Below are 15,825 nucleotides of genomic sequence, written 5' to 3' on the forward strand. Positions count from 1 at the left end.
TGGGAAAAAAGCTGATAAGCTTTCCCGAAAAATATTTTAATAATTTTTTCACTTTTAAAAAAGTGAGAAGTATCACAATATACCCATTAACCATCATCACTTTTCTGATTTTTTACAAACAATCTCTTCAAATAATAGACCACTAAACTAATTATAGGAAGATAGATTCCAATTGCTATATTAATCCAGAGGGAAGGACCTAGACCAAATTCAAGATGTTGTACTCGACCAGGAGCAATAATGATTGCTAGATATCCAGCTATTATGGGGATTATAATAGCTAATCTTTTATAGGGTAGATTAAATAGAATTGAAAATCCCTTTACAGCACTATATATTAAAAGTTTAATCTTTTCAAATAAGATTAAGGTGGTACTTAAAGATATAAAGAAATCTAAATTCAATAACTCTCCACTGACTATTTGACCACTTCTTACTAAGGGATAGCTTACATCTTCGGCTAGTTTTAGACCTAGGACTGAGATGATAGTAATAGTATTTATAGTTAATATTAAAATAGAGATAATTATAGCTGTGATAAAGTAGTTCTTGCTCTTTTTATGATTATTGACTTTGGGAAAGACCATAGCAAAGATTATCAGTTCGGCAAGAGGGAAAGCAAGAAAGCCTGGGTAGATTTCTTTCCAAATTGGACTAAGCCCTTTAACTAGAACAGGTTGCAGGGTATTAAAATCAGCACTGGAGAATAATAAGTAAAGAGTACTGGGAGTTAAAAATAGTAATCCAATTACAAGAGTAAAGGTAGTAACTCTTGCTATCATCTCGATATTATAATGTAAACAATAGATTGTTAAAGTGATCGTTAATATAATAAGTGACTTTAGACTTGCTTGTGCAACTAGAAAATGATTAAGCTGTCCTGCAAAATCTCTAATATTTCTAATACCTATGTAAAGAAAGAAGGAGGAATAGATTAGGCCGATTACCCATCCTAGATATTTACCAAATATTTGATTGCTTATTTCAATTAGATTATTATTAGAATCTATTGAGCTTATTTTTATATATATCATTGCCAGAAGTATTCCTATAGGTAGGGCGAATAACATGACTAGATAAGAATCTTGTTTAGCCTTAATACCTAGGGGAAATAGGATAGCACTTCCAAGCATAAAATTGACAGCCATTATAAATAACTGTAAATTGGAGATTTTTTTCATATAATCACTCCACACATATATCTAATTAGTATGATTTATTTTTTGTATTTATAAGAATTTTATACCTTATTACGATGATAAAGAGGGAGAAATCTGTATTTGGTGTTATATAGGTATAGTACGACACTTTCGTGTCGGGAATCAAGAATCTGGAACCAGTGTTTATAACTGATTCCTGACTACTGATTCCAGATTGACAAAAATCTCTCAATATACCTATTTAATACCACCTTAAAATAAGACAATTGTCCAATAACAAAAATAAAAATTAAAAAAATCAAATTTTCATGTATAACTCCTGTCATTCGTGTCAATGCTATTACTAAGAAAATATGGTATAAAATGGGAGTGATAATATGGAAAAGGTAAAGCTAACCGGGGTCAATACTTCACAACTACCTGTCTTATCAAATAAAGAGATGATGGAGCTATTTAATAGAGTCAATAATGGAGATATAGAAGCAAGAACAGAGATAGTCAATGGTAATTTAAGATTGGTCTTAAGTGTATTGCAGAGATTTAGAAATAGTAGTCACCCAATCGATGATTTGTTTCAGATAGGGTGTATTGGTCTAGTCAAAGCTGTTGATAATTTTCAAATGAGTAAAGGGGTTAGATTCTCTACTTATGCCGTACCGATGATTTTAGGGGAGATTAAACGTTATATTAGAGATAACCGTGAAGTCAGAGTTAGTCGTTCTTTAAGGCAATTGGCTTATAGAACTTTAAGGACAAGAGATAAATTACGCAAAAAGACTGGAAAAGAGCCTAGCCTTGATGAGATTTCAAAAATAATTGATACTCCTAGAGAGGATATAGTTTATGCTTTGGAAGCGACTAAGAATCCTATCTCTATCTTTACTCCAATCTTTGAGGATGAGGGGGATCAATTGAGGATAATGGATCAATTAAGTGATAATGGAGGATTAGATTGGACAGAAGAGATTAATATTAAACAGGCTTTTTCAGTCTTATCTGCTAGAGAGAGATTTATTATTAATCTAAGGTTCTTTCAAGGCCAGACCCAAGCAGAGGTGGCTGAAAGAATTGGTGTATCTCAAGCTCAGGTTTCTCGGATTCAAAAGAAGGCCCTACAGAAATTAAGAAATGAGATCGAATTAAAGGAGGAAGTAAAATGAAACGGGTAAGATTTATATTAGTGATTGCAGTTGCTTTACTTACATTATCAATATTAGGCAGTAAAACAGCCTTTGTACTAGAGCAGAGAGATTACAGACCTGATAATTTGTTGAGATTACATGTGATTGCCAATAGTAATACCTTAGCTGACCAAGCATTGAAAAGATTGATTAGAAATAAAATTATTGATTCAAGTAAAGAACTCCTTACAGATGTTAAAGATGTGACTGATGCTAGTAGTATAATTCGAGATAATATTGATTATTTAACCCAAGTAGCAGAAGAGGAGATTAGTAAAAGAGGTAAAGATTATAAGGTGGTAGTTAAGCTAGAAAAAACCCACTTTCCAATGAGAACTTATGGGAGTGTAACTCTACCTGAAGGTGATTATCAAGCAGTAAGGGTGATTTTAGGTGATGGTAAGGGAGCAAATTGGTGGTGTGTCTTATTTCCTCCTTTATGTTTTATAGATTCTGCTGATTCAATAGATAATAGCTCTCCTAAATTAATGGAAGCTAAAGCTAATAAGTCTCATATAAAAGAAGATCAAGAGATAGAAGTTGAATTTAGACTAAAGTTTTTAGATTATATCAAGAAGAATCCAGAATTGATTAAGAAGAATTTAAAATTGGCTAAGATATTCTCTTTTGTTAAATAAGAAATATCTTTCCCAACCCTCTTAATAATTAAATAAACTTTTCACCAATTGCTATTTATTACATATGATGTTATAAAGTGAATCTTGACGAAGCGACTGCTTTTGTCGCAGAGTCTTAGATGAACTTATCCAGTGGTCAAAATGAATCTTGATGAAGCGAGTGGTTTTATCGCAGAATCTTAGATGAATTAATCCAATAGGCAAAGTAGAATCTTGACGAAGCGACTGCTTTTGTCGCAGAGTCTTAGATGAACTTATCCAGTGGTCAAAATGAATCTTGATGAAGCGAGTGGTTTTGTCGCAGAATCTTAGATGAATTAATCCAATGGGCAAAGTAGAATCTTGGCGAAGTGACTGTTTTTGTCACAGAGCCTTAGATGAACTTATAGATATCCAAGTCTAAAATGAAATAAATCAAAACCTTTCATACCTCACTCTAACTCTCTCCTACCTTAGGAGAGAGGACTAAAGCATCTTTTATTAAAGTTGTTTATCTATATCCAGTAACTAAATTAAAAAGAGAGGTTCAACAACAAACTTTGTGATTAACACTATTAAGTAGGAATCAGGAGCCAGAAAACTGTGAATTATACTGATTCTCGATTTTTGATAACCGATTTCTTAGATTTCATTATTAGTTATCAATCTAATTTTTCACAAAAGTTGTGGAAGGCTAAAATAGAGTAGTTTTTAGTACTAGATCATCTATTTTCATCAGCATAAATGCTATCAATTGGGAAAATGATAAGAGGGAGGTGGATTCATGAAGGAAGACATAGATAAGAAGGTAGAGAAGATAGTTAATAAATATCGGAATATACCTTATAAGCATAATGGTAGGTCATTAACAGGTCTAGACTGCTTGGGATTATTGATATCTATATATGAAGAGTTTGGAATTGAGGTACCATCAGATGATGGCTCATTTATCTCTGAAGAATGGTATAAAGAGGATCCTAACCGTTATTTAAGAGGCATTATCAGTGTAGGAGAGGCAGTTGATTTCAATCAATTACAGACTTTAGATTTAGTTTACTTTGAGCTATTAGATGGAATTGTAACCCATTCAGGGATTATGATTAATGACCATGAATTTATTCATATCTTACAGAGAAGGAATGTAGAGGTTAGTCGTTTTAATAGATTTTGGAGAAAGAAGTTTGCAGGAGCAAGAAGGCTGGCTGAATAATATAGAATATTATAGATATCCAAGTTTAAAGTGTAATTTAATGGGTATATAGCGATACTTTCGTGTCGGTAATTAGGAATCTGGAACCAGTGTTTATAAATGATTTCTGACTACTGATTCCAGACTCCAGATTCCAAAAAGTGTCACACTATCTTTCTATTGTTTCATTCTAAAGTTGGATGATTATATAAATAAATTGTTTAGATTTAATTAAGTATAGGTTTAAATTATACTCATACTCAGAATATAGTCGATTAGTGTAGATAAAATTGTTGAGAGCTACTATAAAATATAATATAATGTTTATATTAATCTTAATAGTAAGAAAAGGAGTAGAAAATATGGGTAGTTTATTACAATCAATTATAAATAGAGATGTTCAACTCTTCTATCTGATTAATCGTAAGATTAAATGTGGACTTCTAGACTGGTTTATGCCTAAGATAACCCACTTAGGAGGAGCTTTATTTACAATTACCTTTACCCTGTTATTTGTCTTATCTGGGCAAGAGAGGTTTCGTGAGATAGGATGGCAGGCTTTAATTGCTCTGCTAACTAGTGGGGTAGTAGTACAGATTGTCAAGCATATTGTTAGTAGAACTCGTCCTTATCTAGCCTTAGAGGAGGTTAACTTTAAAAAACCTCCCTTTGGTGAACATTCCTTTCCTTCTGGTCATACGACAGCTGCTTTTTCTTTAGCAATTGTCTGTGGAGCTAATTTTCCCAGCCTTCATCCATTTAGTCAAGCAGTGGCAGGATTAGTTGGGATTTCAAGGGCTTATATAGGAGTTCATTATCCTTCTGATATAATTATAGGTGCTCTAATTGGAATCTATTTTTCTAACTGGGCTCTTATTTTACTTTAGCTCAATTTAAAATTTAATAAATTCTATAAAAAACTAGCTATCAGCTGATAGCTAGTTTTTTGTTGTTTATATTGCTTTTATAGAAACTTAAACTGAGAATTAATGGGGATATTGCGACACTTCTTTTGAGTTGACAGTTGATAGTGTATAGTTGATAGTAAAAAGATTAAAGTCTTTATGTTTCAAGGTTTTGAATTTAACTATCCCTACGAGTCTAAAGAACAAGACTCTTCGTGTAAACCACTATCAACTTTACACTATACACTATACACTAAAGTAAAAAGTGTCGCACTATCTCTATAAAGTATTAGAGAAACTTATTGAATCAAATAATAGATATATCACATAATATAAATAGTAATAAGTAACAATCAACCTTTTTGAAAGTTACTTTTATCTTTATATTCTAGCGCCATAAACTACCAGTTGCTTTTACATTTAATTAATTTGAAGTTAACAAACCTTTAATACTTTATTAGTATAATATGATTAAGAATATTTACCTTATTAAGGAGGTAGCCTTATGAATCGACTAACAAATCAATTGTTGACAATAGACTTGCAATTATTTGATTTTATCTATACTAAAAAGAGGACAGCTCTTTTAGACTACTTAATGTCTCAGATAACCCACTTAGGTGGGGCATTCTTTACAGCTATTTTACCTTGTTTATTTATTATTTTTGGCAATAGAGAGCTTGATAATGTTGGATATGAAGCACTGTTAGTACTATCAAGTAGCCATTTATTAGTTCATATTATTAAGAGAATTACCAATCGTTTACGTCCCTATAGACTATTTGAAGAGGTGGAAGTATTAGATATCCCCTTTGAAGAGTATTCCTTTCCTTCTGGACATACAACCGCTAGTTTCTCTTTAGCACTTACTTTTAGTTTTTATTTTCCATTCTTTAGTATTCTATTTTTATCTCTTGCTTTTTTAGTTGGGATTTCAAGAATATATTTGGGAGTACATTATCCTTCTGATGTAATTGTTGGAATAATTATCAGTAGCTTATTTTCTTCTATAATACACTTACTATTAAGTTTATAAGGGATAATTATGAATAAGATTATTTGAAGGAGGTTCATCATGAAAGTTGCTATCTTTACTGATACCTTTTTTCCTCAGATTAATGGTGTGACAAAGACCTTAGGCAAGCTTAAAGAATATTTTGATCAAAGGGGGATTGATTATTTAATCTTTGCTCCCGATGATTCTATGAAGAGTAATGGAAATTTTGAAGAGAATATTCAACGGATGATAAGCTTTAGATTCTTCTTATATCCAGAGTGTAGACTATCGGTTCCTAATTACTTTAGAATTAAGAATATGTTAAATGAATATAAGCCAGATTTAATTCATATAGTCACCCCTTTTAACCTTGGATTATGTGGATTGAAGTATGCTACTAGCTATAATATTCCTTTAGTTTCATCCTATCACACTAACTTCACCCATTATCTTGATTATTATAATTTGAATCTACTAGAGAAGCCAATCTGGAGTTTCTTTAAATGGTTTCATGGCCATTGTGAACTCAATTTTTGCCCTTCGCAAGCAACATTAGAGGAGTTAAGAAGGAATGGAATTAATAATTTAGCAATCTGGGATAGGGGAATTGATACTAGATTTTATTCCCCTGATTATCGGAATAAGGAATTAAGAAGAAACTATGGCTTAGAAGATAAGATAACTTTATTATATGTGGGGCGTTTAGCACCAGAGAAGAACTTAGCTTTATTAAACAAGAGTATGAAACTGTTAGATCAGAAGTATAGAGATAAAGTTAAGTTATTAATTACTGGTGATGGGCCGTTACTAAATGAGCTAAAAGCAGATTCATCTCAAAATATTATCTTTACTGGATATATGAAGGGTAAAGAGTTAAGTAAGATATATGCTTCGGCTGATATCTTTGCATTTCCATCGATAACCGAAACCTATGGCAATGTAATTTTAGAAGCAATGGCATCGGGACTGCCTGTTGTTAGTTTTCTAGAAGGTGGAATCAGAGAGAATTTGATAGATAGTTATAATGGCTTAGCCTGTAAAGAGATAAGTCCTAAAGCATTTGCTAGTAAATTAGAAAAATTGATCACAAATAAAGAATTGAGGTTAGAGCTAGCTAATAATGCTTGTGAATATGCTCTAAATAAATCTTGGGATAATGTATTTGATAGACTAGTTGCTAATTATCAAAAAGTAGTTGATTATAATTCTAAAGAAACTTTTATCTCTGCTTAAATATATTAGAGGTGGTGCTAATTAGCACCACCTTTTAGTTTAAATTAGTATTCTCTTCTTCCCTCATCCTCCAAGTAGTCTCTAACAATATCTAAGGTTTCTCCAAATCTTTGAAAATGAACAACTTCTCTTTGCCTTAAAAAGCTTAAGGTATCAATCACCCCAGCATCATTACTGAGGTTAATTAAATTTTCATAAGTAGCCCTTGCTTTTTGTTCGGCAGCTAAATTTTCATGTAAAGTAGCTATAGGGTCTTCATGGGATTGGATATATGATGCTGTCCAAGGTACACCTGCTGCATCATGGGGATATAAATTCTTACCGTGTTGAGCATAATGAGCTCCTAAACCGGCATCTCTTAAAGCCTGAATTGGTACACCTTCAGTTAATTTATAAATCAAAGTCCCTAATATTTCCCAATGAGCTAACTCTTCAGTTCCAATTTCAGTTAAAGTAGCTTTGGCTTCGCCAGTAGGTATAAAGTACCGTTGAGTTAAATATCTAATTCCTGCTGATAGCTCACTATCAGGACCGCCGTATTGGGCATAAAGATATTTTGCCATTTCTAAATCATTTTTGCTCACCTTAACTGGATATTGGAGTATTTTTTCATAATTCCACATATCTTATTTTCCTCCTTTTAATATTCTATTTGCCATGGCCATGCTGTTTCTACATACTGCCATGGATATTCACTGACACAGCCGATACATAATGGACCATATCTTCTGACATAATCCATCTTTAATTCTTGATATTCTCTAACGGTCATATTATGGTCTTCTAAAGCCTGTTGATTATTAGGATGGGTATTTAAGAACAAGCTAAGTTCTACTAAATAAAAATCTAAAGCCATGAGTTCCTTAAGCATCTCCAATTGCTCTCTAGTCATCTTTTCACCTCCTTATATGGGACTAGAATTTTTTCCTTTTGTATGGTCGATACAGATCGATAAAGATAGTGCCTCTTGTCAATGCTTCTCTAGGACTATAACGTGGACCATAATTTTGAAAAGGAATATAAGCTTGGGCTAGTTGAAAATCACAATTAGGGTAGTGTTCTCTTTCTATATTTGGTCGCTTACGAGCCATTAAATCACCTCCAGACTTGAGCTAATATATCCTATTCTTACTAATGGAAAAGTGTTAAATTAATTTCAAAAATTTCAAGATGAAGTTTTACTTAGGTTGGTGTTCAAGTTTGAAGTGGACTTTAATGGAGATAATGAGACGCTTTCGTGTCAGGAATCAGGAACCTGGAATCAGTATGTTTTACAGATTCCTGATAACCGATTCCAGATTGCTAAAGTATCGCACTATCTCTATAAAATTTAATTTCATAATTACTACCTTGACTTTTAGAAAACAATATAATATAATCACAAATAACAACATTCAATCAAAAACAATCATAAAAAACAGGTTATTGATTTTAGTCACCAGCAATTAAATATTAATCAATCATAAATAATCGAATATAATCATTATTGGTTTACAAGAAATTTAATAAAAAAAAGCAAGGGTGATTAAAATGTTTGCAGAGCAAAGACAGGCTAAGATTGTAGAATTAATTGAAAGTGGTAAGTTGGTTAAGGTGAAAAGTTTATCTGATAAGTTTAAAGTATCTACCTCTACCATTAGAAGAGATTTAGATAAGTTAGAAAAGTCAGGTGAGATACAGAGGATTCATGGAGGAGCACTAGCTAAAGGAGGTACTAAGTTAGAGCCTTCATTTGTAGAGAAAGAGAAGGAATATCCCCAAGTTAAAGAGAGTATTGCTCAAAAAGCAGCAGGGCTGATTAATGATGGGGATACTATTATCTTAGATGCAGGAACAACTACAACCCAATTAGCTAAATTATTAGATAGCCACAAAGATTTAACCATTGTTACCAATGCTATTAATATTGCCTTAGAATTAGCTCAAGGTCCTAATCAGGTCTTATTAACTGGTGGATATTTAAAAAAGCATACACTAGCTATGGTTGGTCCCATTGCTGATATAAATTTAAAAAAGTTTCATGCAAATAAGGTTTTTTTAGGGGCAAATGGAATTGATTTAAGGGCTGGAGTAACTACTCCAGATTTAGTAGAGGCAAATAGTAAGAAGATAATGATTCAGATGGCTAAGGAAGTGATTGTTTTGGCAGATCATAGTAAATTTGAAGAGACTGCCTTTATCAAAATAGCAGATTTAGAAAGTGTAGATAAGATTATCACTGATAATGCTTTAGATAATGAGGTTTTAAATAAATTTAAAAATAAAGTAAGAATTATAACAACATAGAGGGGGTGAAGGAATGGTTATAACAGTAACCTTAAATCCTGCAATCGATAAGACGGTCAAGTTGTCTAACTTTGAAATAGGCTCTTTAAATAGAATTAAAGAGGTTAGAAAAGATGCAGGGGGAAAAGGGATTAATGTTTCTAAGGTAGTAGCTGAGCTAGAGGGACAGACCAAAGCATTAGGTTTTCTAGCTGGTAGTAGTGGTCAATTTATCGCAGATAGCTTAGAGATTATAGGAGTTAAACATAACTTTACTTGGTTAGCTGGTGAAACTCGTACTAACTTGAAGATGATTGATTTAGCTAGTGAAGATGAAACTGAGATTAATGAACCAGGTCCACAAGTAAGTGGTAAGGATTTGACTAAGCTAACTGATGATTTATTAAATACAGTTAGTGATGGTGATTTTGTAGTTCTTACAGGAAGTCTACCACAGGGTACTCCTGAAGATATTTATGCTGACTTAATCACAAAGGTTAAAGAAAAAGGCGGAAAAGTGGTTTTAGACACATATGGTCAGCCCTTTCTTGAAGGGGTTAAAGCTAAACCATCTTTAGTTAAGCCAAATATTCATGAATTAGAAAAGATAGTTGCTAGATCTTTAGAATCAACAGCCAAAGTTGTAGAAGCTGCTAAAGAGATACATCAAAGTGGGGTTGAAATAGTAGTTGTTTCTTTAGGTGGTAAAGGTTCAATTGTAGTTAGTCAAAATGGAGTACTAAAGGTAAATGCTCCTAAAGTAGAGGTACAAAGCACAGTAGGAGCTGGTGATACTCTTGTTGGGGCTTTAAGTCTAAAATTAAGTCAAGGAGTAGATCTACAAGAGGCAATACATTTTGCTACAGCTGCTAGTGCTAATAGTGTAACCAAAGCAGGAACTCAATTATGTAAGCGAGATGAAATTAGTGAATTGCTAAGTCAAATCACTATAGACATATTAGAATAAGGAGAGGGTAAAGATGAAAATTAGTAGTTTATTGAGTCCAGAATTAATTAAAATTGATTTAGAGAATACTGATAAGAATGCTGTTTTACAAGAGATGGTTGATGTATTAGATACAAATGATAAAATCACATCAAATGAAGAGTTTTATCAAACAATTTTAGCAAGAGAGGAAAAAAGCTCTACTGGTGTAGGTAATGGAGTAGCTATTCCTCATGGAAAGAGCACTGTTGTTAAAGAACCTAGTTTGGTTTTTGCTAAATCAGAAGCAGGAGTAGACTTTGAGAGCTTTGATGATCAACCAGCAAAGATATTCTTTATGATTGCAGTACCAGAAGGAAAGAATGATGAACATTTGAAAGTATTGGCTCAATTATCTCGTAAATTAATGCATGCTGACTTTAGAGATGCTTTATTAGCTACTGATAGTGCAGAAGAAGTTCTAAAAGTAATCAAAGATAATGAGTAGAAGAATAAAAAACAATTAAAGAAGTTATCACAAGGAGGAATAAAATGAAAATATTAGCTGTAACTTCTTGTCCAACTGGTGTAGCTCATACTTATATGGCGGCTGAAGCTTTGACCCAGACTGCCAAAGAGAAAGAGATTGATATTAAGGTAGAGACTAGAGGATCTGTAGGTGTAGAGAATGGTTTAACTACAGAAGATATTCAACAGGCTGATGCAATTATTATTGCTGCTGATACTGATGTTGACGCAGATCGCTTTGCTGGAAAGGCTGTAGTGGCGGTTCCGGTAAAAGAAGCAATTAAAGATCCATCAGGTTTAATTGATCAGGCAGTTAAAAAAGCTGAAGGTGCTACAAGTAATGAGCAAGGTAGAGTATTAGCGGTAACTTCTTGTCCAACTGGTGTAGCACATACTTATATGGCAGCTGAAGCTTTGACTCAGAGTGCTGAAGAGATGGGAATTGATATTAAGGTAGAAACTAGAGGATCTGTAGGCGTAGAAAATGAATTAACTGCCGAGGAGATTGCAAATGCAAAGGCAATTATAGTTGCTGCAGATACTGATGTAGATACTGAACGATTTGCAGGAAAAGCTGTAGTCTCTGTTCCAGTAAAAGAGGCGATTAAAGATCCAGTAACTTTACTTAAGCAGGCTGTGGCTAAGGGTGAAGAAGTGGCTTCACAAGGACAAGCTGTGACTAATAATGTTTCACAGGCCAAGAAAACAGGCAGTTCTGAAAGAAAAGGTGCTTATAAACATTTAATGAATGGTGTTTCTAGAATGTTACCTTTTGTTGTAGCAGGAGGTTTAACAATTGCTTTATCCTTTATTTTTGGAATTAAGGCCTTTGAACAAGAAGGAACTCTAGCTGCTGCATTAATGCAGATTGGTGGAGGAACTGCATTTGCTTTAATGGTTCCTGTTTTAGCAGGATTTATTGCTAGCTCTATTGCTGATCGTCCTGGATTTGCTCCTGGTATGGTTGGAGGAATGTTAGCTGCTAATCTTGGTTCTGGTTTCTTAGGTGGAATTATTGCAGGTTTCTTAGCTGGTTATGTAACTAAATTATTAAATGATAATATAAGGTTACCTAAGAATATGGCAGGTCTTAAGCCAGTATTGATTTTACCACTATTATCAACATTAATTGTTGGGTTACTGATGATTTATGTTATAGGTACTCCAATTAAAGCTATCATGGATGGCTTGACAGCTTGGTTAACAGGAATGTCTGGAACAAATAGAGTATTATTAGGACTAATTTTAGGTGTAATGATGGCTTTTGATATGGGTGGACCCCTTAATAAAACTGCTTATACCTTTGCGATTGGTCTATTAAGTTCTGAGGTTTATGAACCAATGGCAGCAGTTATGGCAGCAGGAATGGTACCACCATTAGGGTTGGCTTTAGCCACTTTTATTGCTCCTAATAAGTTTGACAAGCAACAGAAAGAAGCAGGTAAAGCCGCAGCAGCTATGGGTATTTCCTTTGTTACAGAAGGAGCAATACCTTTTGCAGCAGCTGATCCAGTGAAGGTCATTCCTTCAATTGTGGTTGGTTCTGGACTAACTGGTGCTTTATCTATGTTATTTAATATTACCTTAAGAGCTCCTCATGGAGGTATCTTTGTTCTTGCTATTCCAAATGCAGTAGGCAATGTCTTGATGTATGCTATATCGATTTTAGCAGGAACAGTAGTGACTGCTTTATTAGTCAGTGCCTTAAAATCGACTAATAAAGCTCAATAAACGATAAAGGGAGGGGTCAAACCTTCTCTTTTTTCTATTGTTAAAGCTTATTATAATTTTGGCTCTTTCACGACTTTTGTGAAAATTAGGTTAATAACAGATAAGGAAGTACAAGAAGTCGGTTATCAGGAATCTGGAAGCGGTATAATTCACAGGTTTCTGGCTCCTGGCTCCTGACTCTTGATTCCTAATTAATAGTGTTAACCACAAAGTTTGTTGTTGAAAGATAATTTTTATAAATTATAAGCTTGACTTTTCTGAAAAATTATAATATAATCATAAGTAACAACAAACAATCACAATCAATCATAAGTGGTTAAATTAAAAATTGATTCTTGAATAATAATCGAATATAAGCTACATTAAGTAGATAGATGGGATAAGACCATATAATAAGAGGATAATACCCACTTTCAATTTCTATTTGTATATCAGGTAGTGTAAAATTGAGAGCGGGTATTTTTTGCTTAGCTAATGGAAAACTTTTAAAGAGATATTAAAATCGGAGGTGATTAGAATATTTGCAGAAGAACGGCAACTTAAAATAGTAGAGATATTAGAAAAGAATAATTCAGTCACAGTGAATGAATTATGTGAGAAATTTAATGTATCTGCTTCGACTATTCGAAGAGATCTACAACTATTAGAAGAACAGAGTTTGATTCAAAGGACTCATGGAGGTGCAGTAGCTAAAGGGGGTACCAAATTTGAACCATCCTTTATAGAAAAAGAGAAAGAGCATCATCAAGCTAAAGTAGATATTGGGCTTAAGGCTGCAGGATTAATCAATGAAGGAGACACAATAATTTTAGATGCTGGAACAACTACAACTGAATTGGCTAAACATTTAGGTGATTATCAAGATTTAACAGTTGTAACAAATGGTGTTAATATTGCATTAGAGCTATCACAGACTAACTGTGAAGTCATCTTAATTGGAGGTCATCTAAGAAAGCACACTTTAGCCATGGTAGGACCTGTTGCTGAGGATAATTTAAGTAAATTTCATGCCGATAAAGTATTTTTGGGAGCAAATGGTGTTGATTTAAAAGCTGGGATAACAACTCCTGATTTAGTAGAAGCAAATACTAAAAAGACGATGCTAGAAAGAGCCAAAGAGGTAATTGTATTAGCAGATTATAGTAAATTTGAAGAAACAGCCTTTGTTAAAGTGGCTGAAATTGAAGAGGTAGATATTATTGTAAGTGATAATAGCTTAAAAGAAGAGCTATTAGATAGTTTTAAAGAGAAGGTTGATATTATCTTAGCTTAGGAGGTGAGCTGATGATTATAACAGTAACTTTAAATCCTGCTGTAGATAAGACTGTTGAACTATTGGATTTTAAAGTTGGAGCATTAAATAGGATTCAATCTGTTAGAAAAGATGCTGGGGGTAAAGGGATTAATGTTTCAAAGGTAGTTGCTGAATTAGATGGCAATACAAAAGCTTTAGGATTTTTAGGAGGCAGTAGTGGTCAGTTTATTAAGGATAGATTGACTAGTGCTGGAATTACTCACTCTTTTACTCAGGTGGAAGGTGAAACTCGTACCAATTTAAAGATAATTGATCTTGCTACTACTAAAGAGACGGAAGTTAATGAGCCAGGTCCTAATATCAGCAAAGAAGCTTTAATTAATTTAGAAGAAAATTTATTAAATAATGTTACAAAGGATAATCTAGTAGTATTAGCTGGTAGTTTACCTATAGGTGTTCCAGAAGACTTTTATGCCCAATTGATAACTAAATTACAAGATAAAGGTGTTAAAGTGGTTTTAGACACATCAGGTATTCCTTTAATGAAGGCTTTAGAAGTAAAGCCTTATCTAATTAAGCCCAACTTGGATGAATTAGAGAAGCTAATTAACAAACCTCTAAAAGATACTGATGAGGTTATTAATGCAGCTAAGATGCTTCACCAAAGAGGGATTGGGATTATAGTTGTTTCCTTAGGAAGTGAGGGCTCAATCGTTGTTAGTGGGTCTGGAGTTTTAAAAATAAAGCCACCTAAGATTGAAGTTGGTAGCTCTGTTGGAGCAGGTGATACCTTGGTGGGTGCGCTATCTTTAAAGCTAAGCCAAGGAGAAAGCTTGAAAGATGCTATAGGCTATGCTACTGCAGCTAGTGCTAATACTGTTGTTCAGTCAGGAACCCAAATCTGTAAGAAGGATGAGGTTGAAGAGTTATTAACTCAAGTTGAGATAAAAATATTAGAACAAAGGAGTTGAGTATAGATGAAAATCAGTAATTTGATGAGTGAAGATTTAATCAAGCTTAATTTGACTAACAATACTAAAAATGAAGTTTTAGCAGAGATGGTGGACTTATTAGATGCCAATGATAAAGTTACTTCTAAAGATGAGTTTTATCAGACTATCTTAGCTAGAGAAGCCAAAAGTACTACAGGTGTTGGAAATGGGGTTGCCATTCCTCATGGTAAAAGTGGTGTCGTTAAAGAGCCTACTTTAGTTTTTGCTAAGTCAGAGCAGGGAATTGATTTTGAGAGCTTTGATGATCAGCCAGCAAAAATATTATTTATGATTGCAGTACCTGAAGGTAAAAATGATGAGCACCTTAAAGTATTAGCTCAGTTATCACGTAAGCTGATGCATACAGATTTTAGAGAAGCATTGGTGAATGCTAATACAAAAGAAGATATCTTAACAGTTATCAAAGAAAATGAGTAATTTATAAATACAGTATAATTAAAAATAATATATGATAGAAAGTAGATATGTATAACTTTACTAGTTACTAGCTTCTGTCATATAGATGTCCAACTCTAAAGTGTAATTTAATGGATATATAGCGATACTTTAGTAATACCCCCCACCTAACCTCCCCCTTAAAAGGGGAGGAACAAAAAGAAGTTAAAGTTCTCTCCTTATCAGGGAGAGGATTTAGGAGAGGGTGGTTTACACACACTCACACTCATAGCTCGTACTCGACACAAAGTGTCACACTATCTTTCTATTATTTCATTCTAAAGTTGGATGACTATATAGATATCCAAGTCTAAAGTGTAATAAAAGACTAAAGATCAAAAGCTAAAGATTAGCAACGAATTAACACGAATTAAAGATTAAAAGATTAATT

General features: G+C 33.4%; 17 protein-coding genes. 13 read left to right on the forward strand and 4 right to left on the reverse strand.

Going from position 1 to position 15,825, the window contains the following annotated elements:
- Nucleotides 1-86: 86 nt before the first annotated feature.
- A complete protein-coding gene (locus tag ACTCDL_RS08830) occupies nt 87-1,181 on the reverse strand; it encodes a GerAB/ArcD/ProY family transporter (protein ID WP_463175887.1) in 1,095 nt (364 codons plus the stop codon).
- A gap of 356 nt (nt 1,182-1,537) precedes the next feature.
- Here ACTCDL_RS08830 and ACTCDL_RS08835 point away from each other — a divergent pair, with 356 nt between their 5' ends.
- From ACTCDL_RS08835 to ACTCDL_RS08860, 6 genes are all read left to right on the forward strand, one after another.
- Complete coding sequence (locus tag ACTCDL_RS08835; protein WP_463175888.1) at nt 1,538-2,320, forward strand: SigB/SigF/SigG family RNA polymerase sigma factor; 783 nt, start codon at nt 1,538-1,540, stop codon at nt 2,318-2,320.
- Nucleotides 2,317-2,979 carry a stage II sporulation protein R gene (gene spoIIR, locus ACTCDL_RS08840; protein ID WP_463175889.1) on the forward strand — a complete coding sequence of 221 codons (663 nt, stop codon included), beginning with the start codon at nt 2,317-2,319 and terminating at the stop codon, nt 2,977-2,979. The genes ACTCDL_RS08835 and spoIIR overlap by 4 nt, the downstream gene beginning before the upstream one ends.
- Nucleotides 2,980-3,742: 763 nt before the next feature.
- On the forward strand, nt 3,743-4,168 hold the full coding sequence (locus ACTCDL_RS08845; RefSeq protein ID WP_463175890.1) for a C40 family peptidase: 426 nt from the start codon (nt 3,743-3,745) through the stop codon (nt 4,166-4,168).
- A 341-nt stretch (nt 4,169-4,509) separates the two neighbouring features.
- The gene (locus ACTCDL_RS08850; protein ID WP_463175891.1) at nt 4,510-5,034 is read left to right on the forward strand and encodes a phosphatase PAP2 family protein; all 525 of its coding nucleotides are present in this window, start codon (nt 4,510-4,512) and stop codon (nt 5,032-5,034) included.
- 523 nt (nt 5,035-5,557) lie between these two features.
- A complete protein-coding gene (locus ACTCDL_RS08855) occupies nt 5,558-6,088 on the forward strand; it encodes a phosphatase PAP2 family protein (RefSeq protein ID WP_463175892.1) in 531 nt (176 codons plus the stop codon).
- Between the two features lie 39 nt (nt 6,089-6,127).
- The gene (locus tag ACTCDL_RS08860) at nt 6,128-7,282 is read left to right on the forward strand and encodes a glycosyltransferase family 4 protein (protein WP_463175893.1); all 1,155 of its coding nucleotides are present in this window, start codon (nt 6,128-6,130) and stop codon (nt 7,280-7,282) included.
- A 44-nt stretch (nt 7,283-7,326) separates the two neighbouring features.
- Here ACTCDL_RS08860 and ACTCDL_RS08865 read toward each other — a convergent pair whose 3' ends face one another.
- Genes ACTCDL_RS08865 through ACTCDL_RS08875 form a run of 3 tightly spaced genes read right to left on the reverse strand, consistent with a single transcriptional unit; the run spans nt 7,327 to nt 8,373 of the window.
- Nucleotides 7,327-7,905 (reverse strand): manganese catalase family protein, encoded by a 579-nt coding sequence (locus ACTCDL_RS08865; RefSeq protein ID WP_463175895.1) that lies wholly within the window; start codon nt 7,903-7,905, stop codon nt 7,327-7,329.
- Nucleotides 7,906-7,922: 17 nt separating this feature from the next.
- Nucleotides 7,923-8,174 (reverse strand): spore coat protein CotJB, encoded by a 252-nt coding sequence (locus ACTCDL_RS08870; protein WP_463175896.1) that lies wholly within the window; start codon nt 8,172-8,174, stop codon nt 7,923-7,925.
- 22 nt (nt 8,175-8,196) lie between these two features.
- Nucleotides 8,197-8,373 carry a spore coat associated protein CotJA gene (locus ACTCDL_RS08875; protein WP_463175898.1) on the reverse strand — a complete coding sequence of 59 codons (177 nt, stop codon included), beginning with the start codon at nt 8,371-8,373 and terminating at the stop codon, nt 8,197-8,199.
- 439 nt (nt 8,374-8,812) lie between these two features.
- Here ACTCDL_RS08875 and ACTCDL_RS08880 point away from each other — a divergent pair, with 439 nt between their 5' ends.
- The 7 genes from ACTCDL_RS08880 (at nt 8,813) to ACTCDL_RS08910 (ending at nt 15,416) form a co-directional block, all read left to right on the forward strand.
- Nucleotides 8,813-9,568, forward strand: a complete 756-nt coding sequence (locus ACTCDL_RS08880; protein ID WP_463175901.1) for a DeoR/GlpR family DNA-binding transcription regulator — start codon at nt 8,813-8,815, stop codon at nt 9,566-9,568.
- Nucleotides 9,569-9,581: 13 nt separating this feature from the next.
- Entirely contained in the window at nt 9,582-10,514 is a 933-nt protein-coding gene (pfkB, locus tag ACTCDL_RS08885; protein ID WP_463175903.1) for a 1-phosphofructokinase, read from the forward strand.
- Nucleotides 10,515-10,527: 13 nt separating this feature from the next.
- Nucleotides 10,528-10,980: a PTS sugar transporter subunit IIA gene (locus ACTCDL_RS08890; RefSeq protein ID WP_463175904.1), complete on the forward strand. Its 453-nt coding sequence runs from the start codon at nt 10,528-10,530 to the stop codon at nt 10,978-10,980.
- Nucleotides 10,981-11,024: 44 nt separating this feature from the next.
- Nucleotides 11,025-12,731, forward strand: coding sequence for a PTS fructose-like transporter subunit IIB (locus ACTCDL_RS08895; protein WP_463175907.1), 1,707 nt, complete (start codon nt 11,025-11,027; stop codon nt 12,729-12,731).
- A gap of 508 nt (nt 12,732-13,239) precedes the next feature.
- Nucleotides 13,240-14,004, forward strand: a complete 765-nt coding sequence (locus ACTCDL_RS08900) for a DeoR/GlpR family DNA-binding transcription regulator (protein WP_463175909.1) — start codon at nt 13,240-13,242, stop codon at nt 14,002-14,004.
- An 11-nt stretch (nt 14,005-14,015) separates the two neighbouring features.
- Complete coding sequence (pfkB, locus tag ACTCDL_RS08905) at nt 14,016-14,957, forward strand: 1-phosphofructokinase (protein ID WP_463175910.1); 942 nt, start codon at nt 14,016-14,018, stop codon at nt 14,955-14,957.
- Between the two features lie 6 nt (nt 14,958-14,963).
- On the forward strand, nt 14,964-15,416 hold the full coding sequence (locus tag ACTCDL_RS08910) for a PTS sugar transporter subunit IIA (RefSeq protein WP_463175911.1): 453 nt from the start codon (nt 14,964-14,966) through the stop codon (nt 15,414-15,416).
- Nucleotides 15,417-15,825: the final 409 nt, after the last annotated feature.

This window comes from Orenia sp. (assembly GCF_055140805.1).

What these genes read in the sequence shown, in the direction of transcription:
- pfkB (WP_463175910.1), top strand. Translation starts at nt 14,016, where the DNA reads ATGATTATAACAGTAACTTTAAATCCTGCTGTAGATAAGACTGTTGAA.
- ACTCDL_RS08850 (WP_463175891.1), top strand. Translation starts at nt 4,510, where the DNA reads ATGGGTAGTTTATTACAATCAATTATAAATAGAGATGTTCAACTCTTC.
- ACTCDL_RS08910 (WP_463175911.1), top strand. Translation starts at nt 14,964, where the DNA reads ATGAAAATCAGTAATTTGATGAGTGAAGATTTAATCAAGCTTAATTTG.
- ACTCDL_RS08835 (WP_463175888.1), top strand. Translation starts at nt 1,538, where the DNA reads ATGGAAAAGGTAAAGCTAACCGGGGTCAATACTTCACAACTACCTGTC.
- ACTCDL_RS08895 (WP_463175907.1), top strand. Translation starts at nt 11,025, where the DNA reads ATGAAAATATTAGCTGTAACTTCTTGTCCAACTGGTGTAGCTCATACT.
- ACTCDL_RS08855 (WP_463175892.1), top strand. Translation starts at nt 5,558, where the DNA reads ATGAATCGACTAACAAATCAATTGTTGACAATAGACTTGCAATTATTT.
- ACTCDL_RS08875 (WP_463175898.1), bottom strand. Translation starts at nt 8,373, where the DNA reads ATGGCTCGTAAGCGACCAAATATAGAAAGAGAACACTACCCTAATTGT.
- ACTCDL_RS08870 (WP_463175896.1), bottom strand. Translation starts at nt 8,174, where the DNA reads ATGACTAGAGAGCAATTGGAGATGCTTAAGGAACTCATGGCTTTAGAT.
- ACTCDL_RS08845 (WP_463175890.1), top strand. Translation starts at nt 3,743, where the DNA reads ATGAAGGAAGACATAGATAAGAAGGTAGAGAAGATAGTTAATAAATAT.
- ACTCDL_RS08860 (WP_463175893.1), top strand. Translation starts at nt 6,128, where the DNA reads ATGAAAGTTGCTATCTTTACTGATACCTTTTTTCCTCAGATTAATGGT.
- ACTCDL_RS08890 (WP_463175904.1), top strand. Translation starts at nt 10,528, where the DNA reads ATGAAAATTAGTAGTTTATTGAGTCCAGAATTAATTAAAATTGATTTA.
- ACTCDL_RS08880 (WP_463175901.1), top strand. Translation starts at nt 8,813, where the DNA reads ATGTTTGCAGAGCAAAGACAGGCTAAGATTGTAGAATTAATTGAAAGT.
- ACTCDL_RS08865 (WP_463175895.1), bottom strand. Translation starts at nt 7,905, where the DNA reads ATGTGGAATTATGAAAAAATACTCCAATATCCAGTTAAGGTGAGCAAA.
- spoIIR (WP_463175889.1), top strand. Translation starts at nt 2,317, where the DNA reads ATGAAACGGGTAAGATTTATATTAGTGATTGCAGTTGCTTTACTTACA.
- ACTCDL_RS08830 (WP_463175887.1), bottom strand. Translation starts at nt 1,181, where the DNA reads ATGAAAAAAATCTCCAATTTACAGTTATTTATAATGGCTGTCAATTTT.
- pfkB (WP_463175903.1), top strand. Translation starts at nt 9,582, where the DNA reads ATGGTTATAACAGTAACCTTAAATCCTGCAATCGATAAGACGGTCAAG.